The organism is Paenibacillus sp. CF384 (genome assembly GCF_900106745.1).
Classification (GTDB): Bacteria; Bacillota; Bacilli; order Paenibacillales; family Paenibacillaceae; genus Paenibacillus_Z.
The window spans coordinates 179,015-195,710 of the sequence record NZ_FNNV01000001.1; the positions used below are offsets into that span (position 1 = coordinate 179,015).

General features: G+C 47.5%; 18 protein-coding genes. 14 read left to right on the plus strand and 4 right to left on the minus strand.

What is annotated here, in order from left to right; genetic code table 11:
• Positions 1 to 16: 16 nt before the first annotated feature.
• Positions 17 to 565, minus strand: a complete 549-nt coding sequence (locus BLW29_RS00810) for a hypothetical protein (RefSeq protein ID WP_090975439.1) — start codon at positions 563 to 565, stop codon at positions 17 to 19.
• A 169-nt stretch (positions 566 to 734) separates the two neighbouring features.
• On the opposite strand from BLW29_RS00810, the gene BLW29_RS00815 reads away from it, so the two are divergent.
• The 5 genes from BLW29_RS00815 to BLW29_RS31285 all read left to right on the plus strand — a co-directional run bounded on the left by BLW29_RS00815 (position 735) and on the right by BLW29_RS31285 (position 4,027).
• On the plus strand, positions 735 to 1,793 hold the full coding sequence (locus BLW29_RS00815; RefSeq protein ID WP_090975440.1) for an alpha/beta fold hydrolase: 1,059 nt from the start codon (positions 735 to 737) through the stop codon (positions 1,791 to 1,793).
• A gap of 114 nt (positions 1,794 to 1,907) precedes the next feature.
• On the plus strand, positions 1,908 to 2,858 hold the full coding sequence (locus tag BLW29_RS00820; protein WP_177186418.1) for a phosphotransferase family protein: 951 nt from the start codon (positions 1,908 to 1,910) through the stop codon (positions 2,856 to 2,858).
• A 163-nt stretch (positions 2,859 to 3,021) separates the two neighbouring features.
• Positions 3,022 to 3,396, plus strand: coding sequence for a nuclear hormone receptor family protein (locus BLW29_RS00825; RefSeq protein ID WP_090975442.1), 375 nt, complete (start codon positions 3,022 to 3,024; stop codon positions 3,394 to 3,396).
• Positions 3,397 to 3,528: 132 nt separating this feature from the next.
• The gene (locus BLW29_RS00830; RefSeq protein WP_090975443.1) at positions 3,529 to 3,711 is read left to right on the plus strand and encodes a hypothetical protein; all 183 of its coding nucleotides are present in this window, start codon (positions 3,529 to 3,531) and stop codon (positions 3,709 to 3,711) included.
• Between the two features lie 178 nt (positions 3,712 to 3,889).
• A complete protein-coding gene (locus BLW29_RS31285) occupies positions 3,890 to 4,027 on the plus strand; it encodes a hypothetical protein (protein ID WP_177186419.1) in 138 nt (45 codons plus the stop codon).
• A gap of 172 nt (positions 4,028 to 4,199) precedes the next feature.
• Here BLW29_RS31285 and BLW29_RS00835 read toward each other — a convergent pair whose 3' ends face one another.
• Together BLW29_RS00835 and BLW29_RS00840 are read right to left on the minus strand one after the other, a co-directional pair.
• Positions 4,200 to 5,636, minus strand: a complete 1,437-nt coding sequence (locus BLW29_RS00835; RefSeq protein ID WP_090975444.1) for a MocR-like pyridoxine biosynthesis transcription factor PdxR — start codon at positions 5,634 to 5,636, stop codon at positions 4,200 to 4,202.
• Between the two features lie 20 nt (positions 5,637 to 5,656).
• Entirely contained in the window at positions 5,657 to 6,526 is an 870-nt protein-coding gene (locus BLW29_RS00840; RefSeq protein ID WP_090975445.1) for a LysR family transcriptional regulator, read from the minus strand.
• A 111-nt stretch (positions 6,527 to 6,637) separates the two neighbouring features.
• Between BLW29_RS00840 and BLW29_RS00845 the strand changes: the two genes are divergently transcribed.
• From BLW29_RS00845 to BLW29_RS00875, 7 genes are all read left to right on the plus strand, one after another.
• The gene (locus BLW29_RS00845; RefSeq protein ID WP_090975446.1) at positions 6,638 to 7,843 is read left to right on the plus strand and encodes a YbfB/YjiJ family MFS transporter; all 1,206 of its coding nucleotides are present in this window, start codon (positions 6,638 to 6,640) and stop codon (positions 7,841 to 7,843) included.
• A gap of 33 nt (positions 7,844 to 7,876) precedes the next feature.
• A complete protein-coding gene (locus BLW29_RS00850; RefSeq protein ID WP_090975447.1) occupies positions 7,877 to 8,941 on the plus strand; it encodes an NAD(P)H-dependent flavin oxidoreductase in 1,065 nt (354 codons plus the stop codon).
• Positions 8,942 to 9,008: 67 nt separating this feature from the next.
• The gene (locus BLW29_RS00855) at positions 9,009 to 10,466 is read left to right on the plus strand and encodes a spore germination protein (protein WP_090975448.1); all 1,458 of its coding nucleotides are present in this window, start codon (positions 9,009 to 9,011) and stop codon (positions 10,464 to 10,466) included.
• A gap of 4 nt (positions 10,467 to 10,470) precedes the next feature.
• The gene (locus tag BLW29_RS00860) at positions 10,471 to 11,583 is read left to right on the plus strand and encodes a Ger(x)C family spore germination protein (RefSeq protein ID WP_090975449.1); all 1,113 of its coding nucleotides are present in this window, start codon (positions 10,471 to 10,473) and stop codon (positions 11,581 to 11,583) included.
• 15 nt (positions 11,584 to 11,598) lie between these two features.
• On the plus strand, positions 11,599 to 12,705 hold the full coding sequence (locus tag BLW29_RS00865; protein WP_143044337.1) for a GerAB/ArcD/ProY family transporter: 1,107 nt from the start codon (positions 11,599 to 11,601) through the stop codon (positions 12,703 to 12,705).
• On the plus strand, positions 12,702 to 12,902 hold the full coding sequence (locus tag BLW29_RS00870; RefSeq protein ID WP_090975451.1) for a hypothetical protein: 201 nt from the start codon (positions 12,702 to 12,704) through the stop codon (positions 12,900 to 12,902). The genes BLW29_RS00865 and BLW29_RS00870 overlap by 4 nt, the downstream gene beginning before the upstream one ends.
• Positions 12,903 to 13,086: 184 nt before the next feature.
• Positions 13,087 to 13,941, plus strand: coding sequence for a GNAT family N-acetyltransferase (locus BLW29_RS00875; RefSeq protein ID WP_177186420.1), 855 nt, complete (start codon positions 13,087 to 13,089; stop codon positions 13,939 to 13,941).
• Positions 13,942 to 14,037: 96 nt separating this feature from the next.
• Here the strand turns inward: BLW29_RS00875 and BLW29_RS00880 are convergent, their stop codons facing one another.
• A complete protein-coding gene (locus BLW29_RS00880; protein ID WP_090975453.1) occupies positions 14,038 to 14,478 on the minus strand; it encodes a MerR family transcriptional regulator in 441 nt (146 codons plus the stop codon).
• Positions 14,479 to 14,650: 172 nt separating this feature from the next.
• Here BLW29_RS00880 and BLW29_RS00885 point away from each other — a divergent pair, with 172 nt between their 5' ends.
• The gene (locus BLW29_RS00885; protein WP_090975454.1) at positions 14,651 to 15,679 is read left to right on the plus strand and encodes an aldo/keto reductase; all 1,029 of its coding nucleotides are present in this window, start codon (positions 14,651 to 14,653) and stop codon (positions 15,677 to 15,679) included.
• Positions 15,680 to 15,852: 173 nt separating this feature from the next.
• Entirely contained in the window at positions 15,853 to 16,665 is an 813-nt protein-coding gene (locus BLW29_RS00890) for a hypothetical protein (RefSeq protein ID WP_090975455.1), read from the plus strand.
• Positions 16,666 to 16,696: the final 31 nt, after the last annotated feature.

Here is a 16,696-nt window from a genome sequence, read left to right on the forward strand (position 1 = left end):
AATTTTCAGCTACTACTTAACGTACTTCTCCGCGTGCAGCCCGCGATATGCTTTCAGCAAAGAGAGGTGCTTCCCGTCTATTATGATCTGCAGATATTTGTTGACGGGACGCGGATGCTTGTTCGAACGTGAGTCCTTGATCTTCGAAGATTTTCAATAAATGTTCCGATGGATGGGTTACCACGGAGTTCGTGAATTCCGTTTGATCCGCGTTGACGCTCTTTACGCTAAGCTCCCAAATGACTTGCATCTGGGTCCGTTGCTCGGTTGTAATAAAGATATCCGTCGTGGAGACCATCCGGCATTTGTGTTTTTCAACAATCTCTCCGATGTAATGCTGGATCGAAAGACTGCTGCCGATTTTCTCCACGTTGATCGACATCGGACGTCCATCCTCCGTCTTGGTTGTTCCCACGGCAATATGATCCGGGGGACAACAACGTTGATACTCGGCTTCTGAGAGTGAAAATAACCAATGGCCAATGTCAACTTGTTCTATTGGCACGTCGATGATGTGACTAAAGCTCGACGTTGCAAGAGTCAAGTCCTCGCGAATCTTTGACATCAGTATGCCTCCTGTCGAATCGTAAACTCGTTTAAGCTTTCGACAATTGAACATACTTTATGCTTCAAATGTTTGAATTGGATTATCTATTTCGTACAACAATACAAGAAAGATTGGTGGCAATGGAATCCTGTTTCACTCCAATATCTAATACGATAGGAGACTTCAAATGAACCCGTATCTCAGCAAGAAACGCCTCTTAGGCGCTGCCCTGATTGCCCTCGCCCTGACCCAATCCGTGGTGCCGGCGGATCGAGCTCAGGCTGCTGCCATTCCTGCTCAGTCTGCTTCCCGCTATGCTGTGAAGCCGGGCATCGCAACGGAACCGGCGACGTTTGCATCAATCAAGCAGATCAACGTTGATGGGCTGAATGTCGGATACGTCGACAAGGGACCGGCCAAGGGGCCGGTCGTCATCCTGCTGCATGGCTGGCCTTACGATATCCATAGCTACGCTGATGTCCTACCCCGGCTCACACAAGCCGGTTATCGCGTCATCATTCCCTATGCGCGGGGTTTCGGCACGACGCGGTTTCTAGATGCAAACGCCGTCCGCAACGGAGAACCGGCGGCGCAAGCGGCCGACGTCGTGGCGCTAATGGATGCGCTGAAGATCGATAAAGCTATTCTTGGCGGCTACGACTGGGGTGCGCGCAGCGCTGACATCGTCGCCGCCCTATGGCCTCAGAGGGTCAAAGGCCTGGTGTCGGTAAGTGGTTATCTGATCAGCAGCCAGGAAGCCGGCAAACTTCCGTTGAAGCCGGAAGCCGAGCAGCAATGGTGGTACCAGTTCTACTTTGCCACTGAATGCGGACGCGCGGGCTACCAGAAGAATCTGAAGGATTTCGCTAAACTGATCTGGAAGAACGCATCACCGCAGTGGCACTTCGACGACCGCGTGTTCGAGCGCAGCGCTGCCGCACTCGAGAATCCGGACCAAGTCGCGATCACGATCAACAATTACCGCTGGCGCCTCGGCTTGGAGCCGGGAGAATCGCGCTATGCAGATCTGGAAGCACGTTTGGCCGCGATGCCTCCGATTACGGTGCCGACCATCACATTGGAAGGCGATGCGAATGGCGCTCCTCATCCGGAGCCGGCCGACTACGCAAAGTTTTTTACCGGCAAATACAAGCATAAACTGATTCGCGGCGGGATCGGTCACAATTTGCCACAAGAGGCGCCTGAAGCGTTTGCCGATGCGATCATCGAAGTCGATCATTTATAAAACACGTACTACTTGATTGTTTTCGTTCCATATTTTGCTAACGAATGTTATGATGTGATTGTTGAAAATGCTTTCATCAATCACATCATAATGAAAATAATGAGGGGACATGCGATGAAATCGATGAGATTTGATATCTTAGCGATCCAAGGTATCTTCGAGAAACATAGTCTCGGTCAAATTGATCGGTTAATCTATTCGGATCGTGGCATTGTGAATCCTTGTATGTTCATTAACGATCGATATGTAATGAGAGTAAATGCCAGAGACGTCGAGCTTCCGAAGTTTGACAATGAGCAGCAAGCGCTTCGAATGATGCAATCAGCTGGCATACCGGTTCCGGAAGTTTATGTGTTTGATAACAGTCATGAACATTTACCCTATGAAATATTGATAACAAGCAAGATGCCGGGCATTGATGTATGGCAAGCAATGGAGACGGCTGACGATGAATCTAAGATCAAGATGGCATACAAAGCAGGCATGTTGCTTGCCCAAATTCATGGTATTAAGAGGGATCGGTTTGGAGAGCTTGCTCTCTTGTCGGCTAATCACTATAACAGCTGGCAGCAGTATCTTGTAGAGGGCATGAAGCAGAGAACCAATCGTTGTGTGAAGCTCGGCATCATGACTCCTGAGGAAGCCGAGCGTTACGTCTTCGTATTGGAGAGAGCAGAGCATTTGTTCAGTGGAATTGCAACAGCTTCGCTGATTCACAACGATTATCACTTTGCTAACTTGCTGTGTGCAGATGAAGAGATCACAGCTGTTCTGGATATGGAGTGGTCGATTGCCGGAGATCCGGAGTTCGACTTTAAAGCGCTGCATTCCAAGGATGTATTCACGGAAGCAAAGGAGATGCAGCAGGCATTCATGGCAGGTTACACAACGCTTCGCAAGCTGTCGCCTTTATTCAATATCAAGCTGCTCTATTATCAGCTCTTTGAGACAGTCGAACTGATTTCGGTGTCCCACCTGTATTGGGGAGAAGAAGCTTACCAAGGGTATAAAGCTAGTGCCAAGTCATGGTTGGAGCAGATCGAAGCTGCATGGTCAACAGAATGACTTCTTGACATTATAAACTGTAACTAATATAATTACAGTAACAAGGAAATAGAAGGGCGGATAGCCGAGCAAACTGCTTATGCACCGTCCTTTTTTCACAACATAACTGTAATCGATTGAGATACAGTTCAGTTGTCCATTCTAATGACAGGTGGTGCTGACGATGAGCTTTGCGATCAGTGATTGGGTACAAGGCAGAACGAAGGACGGGGAACTTATTCAGGGATTTATAACGGCGATGAACGAAACACACAACATTGCAAACGTTTATGTTGTTCAATCCGATCATGATGCTGCAGTCGGCACGACGATCGCCGTGTTGAGAAGCTGGCTCAAAGAGCAGCCGACGGTGGATATGCTGGACTACGAGGAGCCGATCCTAGACTTTATCGAGCTGGCGCTCGCCACTCATGACGAAGAATGGTTCGCGGAGCTGATGGGGCGGATGCAAGAGATTCGCAAGCAAGCGAGCGGCAGAGACAATACTCCAATTCTGTATAACCGTAACCGAAGCAGACTCGGACGCATCATAAGATAACGGTAGAACAACAAAATGGCAGCTGATCAGATGATCAGCTGCCATTTTAAGTGTAGTCCTATAATAATAAGGTTCACCATTCATTTTTATGCCGAATACGATAGTGATAAATCACATTGTATGAGGGATATCATGGAACTACTTCGAAAATATATAGTCGTGAATCTGTTGCTGTTTATGCTATGTGACCTCTTATGGCTGGCGGATGGTACTATTCGCCCTATGGCAGCCGCGGTACCGTTCTTCTTGGCCATTGTTTATTTACTGAATAGGAAGAAGTTCGAGAAGGCGTTATTTGGGTGGAATGAATCATAGTATAACTATAATTTCATACGAATTTCAAAAAGCCGCAGGAGTGCGGCTTTTTTTTGCGTTGACTTGGACCGTTTAGCGAATTGGATGGTCTGATCGGCTTCTAATTGGTCGGTTACAAACGGGTTGAACAGGTATAAGATACCCTCATATAAAGATTACAACTGGAGGGGGTCAGAATATGCAGGTACCGGTTGGGGTATGGATTGCTGCCGCTGTAATTGCCATCGTCGTGACTTGGATGACGATATGGGTTACGAATAAAGCCTACTCGAGAAGATGGGAAGACAGCAGCAACGAGAAAGACGGACGGATATAAAAGGAGGCAGCAGACATGTATGATGGGATTGCAATGACGATATTATCTTTCGTTTTTGTTGCGGGATCGATCCTGCTTGGTGGCGGAGCCGTATACCTCATAAAGCATGATATCAAGTAGTCGAAGAGATTACCCGCAGGAGATCCTGTGGGTAATCTCTATACTAATGAAGCTAGTCATGTAATTTCCGGAACGCCTCGCCAAATAGGGATATCCCTCGTTCGATATCTTCCATTCGAGGTCTGGCAAATGTGAATCTGACGAATCCGGGGTCTGATCCGTACACGCTGCCCGGTACAAATACAACCCCCCTTCGAATGGTTTCCTCCAAGAGCTTGCCATCTTGAATCGTACTGTTTAACTTGTACCATAAATGCAATCCTCCATCTGGAATCGTGTGCAGAAGTGCATTCGGAAGTTCCTTGTTGAGCGTCTCGATCGTCAAATCCCGTCTGAATCTCAATTCCATCCGTAACCGATCCAGATGCGGCACGAACAGTGAAGATTGCAGAAACTGTGCAGCTACCTGCTGCGGGATTACGCTTAAACCGAAATCCATCTGCTGTCTGGCGTCAGAAAGACGCTTAACAATGGAATGGGGAGCCACCATCCAGCCGATGCGCAAGCCTGACGCGGCAATTTTGGAGAAAGAGCCAATGTAGATGATGGATCCGGCGGCATCCGATGCTTTCAAAGGAGAAGGCGGCTTGCCATCATAAGCGGTCAGACTGTAAGGATCATCCTCTACAATCGGAAGCCCAAGCTCGCTTGCGATATCAAGCAGCTGCCTGCGACGTTCATCACTTAGCATTGTTCCGGTGGGATTCTGGAAATTAGGGTTGAGGAACACCATCTTAATGCGATGTTTTTGGAATAACGAACGAATCTCCTCCGGCTGAGCCCCTTGCGAATCAACCGGAAGCCGGAATAATCGAATCCCTGCAGACTGGAACATGGGAAGGGAGTAACAATAGGATGGATCTTCGATAGCCACAGCATCCCCAGGGGACAGAAGACATTGCGTAATGAGATATAACGATTGCTGCGAGCCGGATGTAATGAGAATCGATGATTCGGATGTCCGAATTTCCCGGTAGTTCTCCAGATAGTCAACCAGAGCTTGTCTGAGCGGAATCGAACCTTGCGGATTGTCATAGCCCAAGTAAGAGGGATATTGAAATTCACTCATGATCTTGGCTATTTCTTCTGTTGGGGCCAAATCGGCAGCGAGTTCTCCGCTTGCAAAATCGACCAAGGAAGGCTGCTGTATGAGTGCTTCCCGAATCCTTCTCATAAAGGGCAAGTTGGGCAGGAAATTTCCGCCTTCCGCGTATCGGCTCCAATTAGGGGTGTGTCTCGGTGTCGCCCCCCACTTTGTGGTACTTACTGAGGTTCCACTGCCAGTACGGCTGTCGATAATTCCCATGGAACGGAGCTCGGCAAAGGCCATGATAACGGTGCTGCGATTGACGCCAAGCTGCTCCGCGAGCTTCCTCTCCGAAGGGAGCAGGCTGCCGGGAGGAAATTCCCCATATGAAATTCGTTGTTCGAGGTGATCGGCAATTTGGTGATATAGAGCTTTCTTACTATCGCGATCTGGTTTCCACATCTTACGATACCCCTTATATATTAGTTGAACCGATCTCTTGAGACTCGGATAAATTCAGAAACAGCTGCCGTTTTATAGGTATCTTTCCTGCGTATGAACAGGGTCGGAGTGAGATAGAACTTATCTTCGATGTCTTGGGAGCGCAATTGATATTGAACCTTGGCTCGCTCAACCACTGAACGAGGTAAAACTGAGACTCCGAGACCAGCATGAATACATCCCAGAATTCCCTCCAACGTACCGAATTCCATGATTCTTGCAGGAATGATCCCTTTCGCATGTAACCCATCCTCGAGCTTCCGCCGGTAAGAACAACCGACACGAAACACCAGTAAAGTCAGATTGCGTAATTGTTCCGGATGGTCAAAAGGTGCGAATTGTCCGGATGAGACAAGTACAAGCTCCTCAACTCCAACCTCCGTAATATCGAGCTCTGCATGCTCAACAGGTGCAGCTACAAAAGCGCCATCCAATTCATATTTCAACACGAAATGGATGAGTTCTTCCGTTGTTCCTGTCTTCAAGGTCAGATCGACCTCAGGATAAGCTTTCAGGTAATCGGTGAGAATATATGGCAACCGAACCGCTGCAGTGGTTTCAAGCGAGCCGATGCGAAGCGGTCCTCTAGGAATGGTGTTATCTGCAACGACGCGTTCAGCCTCATGTGTAAGAAAAATGATTTTCTCCGCATAGGACCTAAGTGCCTCTCCGGATGTTGTGAGTTGTACGCCTTGCCGTCCACGACGGAATAGCGTCGTATTCAATTCTTTCTCGAGCTGCTGAATACGAATGCTGATACTCGACTGCACGTATTCTAATTTCTCGGCTGCCTTGGTAATGCTTCCTTCGTCCGCAACTGCCAGGAAAATCTGCAGGTCTCGGATCTCCATCGTCATACCTCCGTATAAGATATTGTTTTTTTTAATGTTAACCATCGTTATAGTTCATTTTACACGATATAAGTGATAGGTTACAATTCACTCAGAAAGGAGGCAGGTCGTATGGGGCTAGTTGAAAATAATCAAACGAACTTATCATATTCTACCAAGACCATTATTGGCGGATTTGTTATGCTCATCATAGCAATGGGAATCGGACGGTTCTCGTACACGTCCATACTCCCATTGATGCAAGCGCAAGCGCATCTATCCGGCGCGGAATCGGGGTACTTGGCGGGAAGCAACAATTTGGGCTACCTTGTCGCTGCCTTTGGTGCTGGGTTCATAACGTGGGGGAACAGGAAGGCTTACCATCTTCGCATTCAATTGATCCTTTGCCTTCTTACAACGGGGCTTATGGGAATCGCATCTTCGTTTTATGTATGGATACTGCTGCGCTTCTTAAGTGGAATGAGCAGCGGATTTATTTTCGTATTATCATCGAGTTTAGTACTGAATGCGCTGATTTCGGCGAAGCGCGAGAAATGGGTAGGCGTGTTCTTCGGTGGGGTTGGTACGGGTATTGCTTTAACCGGATTAATGACGCCTATCCTCAGCCATTTCACTTGGAGGGGAACATGGATTGGGCTTCCGATCATCGGCTTCGTGCTGTTAATGCTGGTTTGGCCGTTTGTGCGAGAGGATAAGACGATAGCAGTAAACCAACATCCTGTTTCCTCGGCTTCACCGGGCGAGAATGCATCTATCTTTGGCTGGCTATTATTTATGTACGGCCTTGAGGGACTAGGTTATATTGTTAGTGCGACTTTTCTGGTTGCCATGGTCAAACACATGCCCCAGATAGCAAGTTTCGCTGACTATAGCTGGATTATCGTTGGGATAGCGGCAATACCATCGACCGTTCTCTGGTCTTGGTGGACGAGTAAAGCCGGTTATATCAAACCGCTGATAACCGCACTGATCCTGCAAGCTGCGGGAGTCATCCTGCCCGTATGGCTGCCTAATTTATTAGGTGTAATCGTAGGCTCGATCCTGTTTGGCGGAACGTTTATGGGAATAGCCATGCTCGCAATATCTGCTGCTCGTATAGCTAGACCAACCAGTGGCAATAAGGCGATTGCTCTCATGACTGGCTTTTTTGGTATTGGGCAGATCCTGGGTCCGATTGGGGCCGGAATGATTCTGGAAATGACGCACAGTTATCGCTTATCCCTCATTCTTGCCACGTTGGTGCTTGTTCTAGCTGTGACCATACTGTTGGTTGGCGCAGTCCTAACCCATAACAAAAGATCCATAAGCAACGCTTAGCATAGCGTCGAACAATACAGGAGGTGTTCCATCATGTTAGAAACGGAATTAACACGGATGCTGGGCATTCAATATCCACTATTCCTAGCGCCGATGGCAGGCGGCCCTGCGACACCTGAGTTAGCAGCGGCAGTGTCAAATGCCGGAGGCCTAGGAAATCTGGGAGGCGCATACTTAACACCAGATCAGCTTCGAAGTACGATCCGAAGGACCAGAGAATTAACAGATAGGCCATTCGGGGTCAACTTGTTTGTACCTGAACTTCCGGAAGAGCAGGAAGGCGAAGTCGGTCAAATGACAACCGAGCTCAATAAATATCGCGCCCAGCTCGGCATTGAACTGAATCCATCCATTCCGAAGTCTTCGGAGTCCTTTCAAGAGCAAGTTCAAGTCTTGCTGGAAGAGGAAGTATCCATATTCAGCTTTACATTTGGCATACCGCCACACGATATGCTCCAAGCTATGAAGCAGCGTGGCATTGTGATTATCGGTACGGCAACGACTGTTGAAGAAGCGATTCGTTTAGAAGCGGCAGGAGTAGACGCCATTGCGGCCCAAGGAAGCGAAGCAGGGGGACATCGGGGCACATTCTTGAAGAGCGATTCGGATGCATTGGTCGGAACGATGGCGCTTATTCCGCAGATTGTAGATCATGTGTCGATACCGGTCATTGCATCTGGCGGCATTATGGATGGACGGGGACTTGCAGCAAGCCTTGTTCTAGGGGCAACTGCTGTCCAGATGGGAACCGCATTTCTGGCTTGCCCCGAGAGCGGTGCTCATGAGGTATACAAACACAAAATCCTGACATCCCATGAGGATTCCACTGCCATTACTCGTGTTTACTCGGGCAAACCGGCAAGAGGCATTCAAACAACATTCATGAACGATATGGATCAGTATTCGGGAATAATCCCCGCCTTCCCCATCCAAAACGTAATGACGCGAGACATTCGACAGGCAGCGGCTAGAGCAAATAACCCCGAATATATGTCACTCTGGGCGGGTCAAGGACTTCGATTAGCGAGCAACCACTCCGCGGCAGAAATTGTTGAACAAACCATGGATCAAGCAAAAGCACTTCTCAAGAAATGGTAGGAAAAAGGAATGAATGTCCAGCTTTCTGGACAACCTGACTGGAGTAATTGCAGGAGGGGACGATTCCATGACGGAGCAAAATCAGGATCTCGCGGATCGGATAACAGAACGGCTGGGAGCTTCCCCGGACGTTGTGCGCCGCCATCTTCAGACTAAGGCAGGGTTCGAGGTATCCTGCCTTTTTCTCACATCTCTAGCTGATCAAGATCAGGTAGACGAGGCGATTATTCGTCCGATCCTGTATGCAACTCAGGAGCCGGAAACGGAACAGGCCGATGATGAGATTGAACCTTTGTCCTGGTTAAAGATGAGAATTTCCCATGGTCAGATGAAGGAAACGGACGGACTGGAAGAGTCTATCGAGGCGCTTCTGGGAGGCCATTGCTTGATTCTTCTCCCGGAGAAGAATCAAGCGCTTGCAATGGATGTGTGCAAGCGGGAACAACGCAGCGTTGAGGAACCGAGCACGGAATCCACGATCCGTGGTCCGCGAGAAGGGTTCGTGGAAGATCTCATCCGCAACCTGTCTCTTATCCGCAAGAGATTGAAGAGCGATAAACTCGTATTCGAATCCATGGTTATTGGCTCGGAAACGAGAACGATGGTTTGCCTAGCCTATATGCGAGGGATAGCCGCGGATCAATTAGTGGATGAATTCCGCAAGCGCCTGAAGGCCATTCATACCGATAGTATTCTGGAGAGCGCCTATATCGAGGAATGGATTCAAGACAAGACATTAACACCTTTCCCGCAATTAATTGCAACGGAAAGGCCGGACGCGATCTCCGCAAAATTGTTGGAGGGACAAGTGGCCGTCTTGACCGACGGCACGCCGATCGTCCTAGCGGGACCTTTGACGTTCTTTCAGCTGTTCTCCGCACCGGAAGATTACTACCAGCGTGCCGATATTGCCACACTGCTGCGCTGGCTTCGGATGGTTGCCTTCCTTCTCGCCATCTTCGTGCCCGCGCTGTATATTTCGGTCGTCAGTTATCATCAGGAATTGCTCCCGGACCCGCTCTTGGTCAACTTGGCCGCTCAGCGGGAAGGGGTGCCTTTCCCGGCTTTCATTGAAGCGATCCTGATGATGGTTACGTTCGAAGTGTTACGCGAGGCAGGTCTTCGGATGCCTCGGATCGCCGGTCAGGCGATCTCCATCGTCGGTGCGCTTGTGCTTGGGCAGGCGGCAGTAGAGGCGGGGATCGTCTCCGCAGCCATGGTCATCGTCGTCTCGATCACCGCGATATCCAATTTCGTATCACCCCTGTACAGCTTTGGTATTACACAGCGGATTATTCAGTTTGGTTTCATGATTCTTGCCGGCGTGATGGGATTGTTCGGGCTCATGTGCGGCGTATTCTTCTTGCTGGTACATCTTGCCTCTCTCCGTTCGTTCGGGGTCCGGTATTTCGCGCCATTCGCTCCCATGTACCTGCCCGATTGGAAGGATACGTTCATAAGAGTTCCTAGGCCATTTCTGAAGAACCGACCGAAAATGTTTCAACAGGGAAAGTCCAGAAGGTGATCTCATGAAATGGATACAAGTTGTCGTCTTATTGTTAATGTGCACGGGTTGCTGGGATATGCGAGAAATCAATCATCTGGCTTTGGTGGAAATGACCGCAGCGGATATGGATCCTAAAACCAAGCGTATCACGGCTTACTATCAGGTCCTTAATCCGACCGGCACCTCGTCCCGGCAAGCCGGGCCTGCGAAAGCATCCGTATATACCTATGTAGTCTCGGAACAAAACCTCGGCCTGTTAACCGAAAAATCAGGTACGACGATGTCCCGGATGCTGTTCACCGCCCACTTGCAATGTTATGTGTTCAGCGAAAGGTTCGCGAGAGATGGACTGCTTGAATTAGTTAATTATTTGGAACTTAATACAGAAAGACGAACCAATGTATATGCCGTCGTAACCGATGCGCCCATTCAGAACGTCATGGAAAGCTTCACGCCTCTGGACCGGGTACCTGGGCGTAATCTTCGGTTGTTGATGGATTGGCAAGCGAAAACATTCGGAATGACCCGAAAACTAACGCAATTGGAAGATATCGTGAAGGGGGTTCCGTTGAGCCGGCCGACGATCATTCCAATCCTTCATTACAACAGAAGCAGTCCAGCATCCCAAACGGATCGAGTGGACCACATAAACGCGACAGAACCAGGATTTGAAATTTCTGAAGGCGCAGTGTTCATTCGAGCGAAAATGGTGGGAAAAATCGATCAACACACGAAAAAGATGTATTACGTGCTGAACGGTGATGCCCGCAGGTGCTTGGAGAACATCAAAGTAAACGGCGCCAAAGTCGATTTGGAGACAAGAAATATTCAAGTCAAACGAAAATGGGGGCCGAAACGACTCCATATCACAATCCGCGTCAACCTTCGGGTTCTGTACAATCAACAAATGAGTCCGCTTACGCTGCAGAATACGCATGAAATCGAACAGGCTTTTAACAAGACTTTAGTGGAACAGTCGAACCAATTTGTCCGGTTAGCGAAAGACAACAACTGGGATCTGCTCGGAATCGGAGATACGAAACAAGGGCGCGGAAAGTGGAGAGATTTCGACGTATCGTTCGAGGTGAGCTCCAAAGCAGTCATGTTCGGCAACACGAGAACGCCGTATCAATAAGGAGAGCGATGGCACTTGGAAAAACCACTACAACTGGGTGGGTGGCAACTATTCGCAATGACTGCTGCGTTCGTCGCAGGGACGTCGTTCATCTTGCTGCCCGTCGGCATTATCTCCGCAGCTCGGCAGTTCGGGTGGCTCGTCCAACTGTGGAGCACGCTGTTTGGCGTTATCGCCGGAGCATTCTGGCTGTACGTGTCAAGCCGATATCCCGGTCTGTCCCTTGTCCAAATCGCCCAGCAGGCGCTTGGTAAGTACGTGGGAGGCTTCGTGTCCCTCTGTTATATCCTGTTCTTCGTGCAAATGGCGGCATGGGTAACTCGAAACATGAGCGACTACATGCAGATTAATTTGATGCCAAGAACCCCGATTAGCATGTTCAACATCTTGGCGCTTCTTGTATGTGCCTATGCGGTGATCAAAGGAATTGACACGATCGCTATGGTGAGCGTAGTCATTCTCCCTATACTGATGATCGCGTACTGGACGCCATTTACCGTCATGCTGAGAGAGTGGGACTGGAGAAATTTCAACTATCCGGGTACGTTTGAATGGTTGCCGACCCTTGCGGAGACGAAGTATGCGCTCGGCTTTCCGTTCATGGAGACCGTCGTATTCATGATGGCATTCCCGTTGGTCCGCAGGAAGCTCAATACCGCCTTTCTGGGCGGTATTGCGTTCATGGGCTTCCAGCTTGCACTGGGGATTTTCTTTACCATCGGTTTACTCGGCGTTTACCGGGGGTCACATTTGACCTATCCCATTTATATCATCTTCCGCGAAATGCAATTTTCTAATTTCATCGAGCATCTTGAAGCGATCATTTCCGTAAACGCTCTTCTGCTCGTGTTCTTGAAGTTAAGCATACTCTTCTATTTCGCCGTTTCAGCGATTTGCCAGCTGTTCGCAATCCAGAGCAGAGCTGTCGTCGCTTACCCGCTCGTATGGATTATATCTGCCTATGCGTTGTTTTTCTCTAATATCGTGGAGAATGCGGAATGGGTCCAGAATTATTTGTTCATCTACTACGTTCCGTTCGGATTCGGTTTTCCCTTGTTGTTCCTAGTTGCCAGTTGGGTGCGCAATCGGGACAGAAGCATGAAGAAGGAGGCGGCGATATGACCTGGCTGATTCTATTGTATATCGCATTCCTCGTCTCCGGATTCGCCGTCATGAAGACCCAGAATATCGGCCGGAAAGAAAAAATATTGTTCGTTACGATTACGACAATCGGTTGCATCTTGTGGGGGAGCTTGGTTTTGCACCGTCCTCTAGATTTGAACAAAGCAATCGGCATGGCTATTGATTTCATATTTTGAAAGCTGCTTCTCGCGAAAATAGTCAGTACGGACCAAGTCTCAGCCGCATCGGACTAAGATCCGGTGTGGTTCTTTGTGTAAGAAATAATTCTAATCATTTCCTATCTATTTCCGATGCAATCGCATCGTTATAATGTTGGGTAGAGAGAGGACAATGCTCATTCAACTAGAAGGGGGTAACGAAATGATTACATTAGTACAAGCAGACTATACTCGCGTATTGCCTTTACTGAGGAACCTTGCGTTTATACCTGTATCTGCCTATTCCGTTATTAATCATACGCAATCCGGGATTGTGTTTGTGGATAATGAGATGGATCCTACCTGCAGCCTAATCGTTAATTCATACGGCGTTTATTTTCTAGCTGGATCAGGCGATAACGAACTCTTTATGAACGAAGTCATAGCATACTTGCTAAATCCGCAAAACCATCCAAATTATTATGATTTGTATGCTTCGACATCTGATTTACTCCAACCAATCAGCGACAGACTGGCGGGAAAAACAGTGCTGTTGCATCGATCTTCATTTTCATTCGACCTTTCTAAATTCCACAATCTAAGAAACTCACTGCATAAACTTCCTGAGCAATTCGTAATGAGAAGAATGGATGGGAGGCTATTTGACAAGTATCAGCACGAACTGGACTCCTCCTATCAATCTCTATGGGGTTCTTCTAAGGACTTCATGGATCACGGATTTGGTTATTGCATCATGAAGGATGATCAATTTGTCAGTGTCTGTAACGCAATGTTTGTAGGCGGTGGATATGCGGATATCGATATCGTAACCGTGGATGATTATCAGAAACAGGGGTTAGCCACCTTGACTGGAGTATCGTTCATTGAACACTGCTTGAACTATAATCTAATACCGAATTATAACTGTGATGCAGGGAATCAACGGTCCATACAACTAGCCAGAAAGTTAGGGTTTATTCACAATCATGATTATCCAATGTTATGGTGGCATCAGGATCAAAGTATAATCGATGATTATTTAACAAGATTCAACTATTCAAATTCAGCAACCGACTAGATTATCCTAAAAAGCACAATAAAGGATCCGCAATAGCGGATCCTTTATATTTGCTCATAAACATTGAGTGCGTGTATTCGAAGAAAATAGAGTTTACTAGAGTTCATTATCTTCGGGAGGTAATTTGCCATCCTTCAACCAAGCTTTCATGGCATGATCAAATGGAACATTTTCTTTTTTTAATCTAGGGTACCACTCCATTTGAAGATTGAGCAGGTCGATGTAAGACTTCAATGTATTCACTTGTTCTTCTATTTTTTCTTTTTGTTTCTCCAGAATTTCCAAACGTTTGTCACCGGTTTGGTCGCCTTGCAAAGTGAGATCAGCATAGTCTTTAAGCTGAGCAATTGGCATACCGGTACTACGAAGACAGTTTATCAGATTGATCCACTGGATATCCTCAAATTCAAAAATTCGTAATCCACTTTCGTTTCTTTTGATGAACGGCAAAATACCTTCTTTTTCATAATACCTGATGGTATGGATGGACAACCCCGTCTTCTCTGCTACCTGGCCAATTGAAAATGCCTCGTTCATTCTGTTTATGATCCACCTTCCGCTAATCATCGAAACATGTTGAGGTTATATGATTTAGAATATACTCGATTATAAACGATTAACCAAGTCAAAAATTAACCACTTGATCTAAAGTGAACTCTAGGGTGTAGGATTTGAATTGTATTCCACTTTAAAGGGAGCGTGAAGTCAATTGAAATACAAATTACTTGGCAAAAGTGGCTTGAGAGTATCGGACATCGCTTTGGGTACCATGACATTCGGGGATCGTTGGGGATGGGGAGCGGATAAAACGGAAAGCCGCAAAATATTTGACACTTATGTTGATGCAGGTGGAAATTTCATTGATACAGCCAACCAATACACGGGGGGAGATAGCGAAGAGTACCTTGGGGAATTTATCGCAGCGGAGCGGGAGAAATTAGTTGTCGCGACGAAATATTCACTGACCATGAATCCAAACGACCCGAATGGCGGGGGGAATCATCGCAAAAGCCTGGTTCAGTCACTGGATGCAAGCTTGAAAAGATTGAAAACCGATTATATCGATATGTACTGGCTGCATGCATGGGATTTTATGACGCCAGTCGAAGAGGTAATGCGAGCTTTGGACGATCAGGTTCGAGCAGGGAAAATTCTATATATCGGCATTTCCGATACACCGGCGTGGATTGTCGCACAAGCAAATACAATAGCGGAGCTGAGGGGATGGACTCCGTTTACAGGTTTGCAGGTATCGTACAGCTTGGTCCAGAGGGAGGCTGAACGCGACTTAATCCCAATGGCACAAGCGTTGGATATTGGGGTAACCGCTTGGGCTCCGCTCGGTGGTGGCATATTGTCCGGCAAATACAAAGGAGGCCGGCCAGAAGACTCGAAACGGGTTGATTTTACGGGGGAAAGTGTTTCGGAGAGAAACCGTTCCATCCTTGATGCGGTTGAAAGCATTGCTCAAGACATCGGCAGAACTCCTGCACAAGTCGCCCTCAATTGGATCAGGCAGCAGGATGGGACGACCATCCCAATTATCGGAGCAAGAACGGAAAAGCAGATCAAGGATAATTTAAACTGTCTAACCTTCGAGCTGACAACGGAACAGATGGATTTGTTATCCAAAGTCAGTAGTATCCCACTTGGATTTCCGCATGATTTTCTGGGAGCGGATCCATTTAAACAAGCTCTTCATGGGGAATTCGCCGGCAAAATCGCCAATCGCAACTAGTTTATTGATCAAATGAATATAGCGGCAGTCAAAGACTTTATTTCTAGTCGAAGATTGCCGCTCTTTATTTTCTTCAGACAATGAGTGCTGATGGCGGTGAAATATTGACAATGATAATCATTATCACATATTATTATGAAATAACACAATTTCAATAATAAGGATGTGACATTATGGTTGCTCCATTTCAAGTTGTTTCAGATGTGACCGATTGTCCGTCGCCTAATATTTTATCCGTTTGCGCCAATAAGGAGATCATGTTCGCTGCCGCTTTTGGGAAGGGCATTTTCCGTAAGAACGGTGAAGCTAAATGGTTGCAAGCTGATGATGGACTTCCGGAAGAAGCCACAATTAATCGGCTGCAGGTAATTGATAATTCGGTGTTCGCTTGTACGAAGCAAGGATTATTTTACTATGACGCGAATAAGTGGTATCCGACCGATATTACAATACCATGTTACCAAATTGTCAAACGAGGCCCAATTCTCGCAGCGGCGACTGAGTACGGAATTTGGTACAAAATCGGAACGCAGTGGAAGAACATTGCCTATCAGAACATGCCAATATACGATTTGCTTCTTACTCCCCACTATTACTTACTCGGCTCAGATCGGGGGATAACCCTCTACGATGTTTATACGGATTCGTGGGCTGATTTTACGCTCGGAACGGCAGTCACCAGTCTAGCTGTATTTAACGGCCGAGTGGTTGGAGTGAGTATGGGAGGAGGACTTGTTCAAGGTGATCAGAAGGGCGGATTCACCGTAAGCGACTTCGATGGGATTTCCATTTATGCCCTGAAGTCAACGGAAACGGGTCTTTACGCTTGCACGAGTCAAGGACTTTACCGACTGCAGATGATGGGATCACGTGTGGTATTGCATTCCATGCTTACCGGTTATCCGGTAACTGAAATGTGCTCTTCCGGGGAATGTATGTATGTCTCTACAATTAGTTGCGGACTCAAGAAGGTTGTTATACGGTGACAAGAACATTATCTCATTAAAGGCCGTTCAA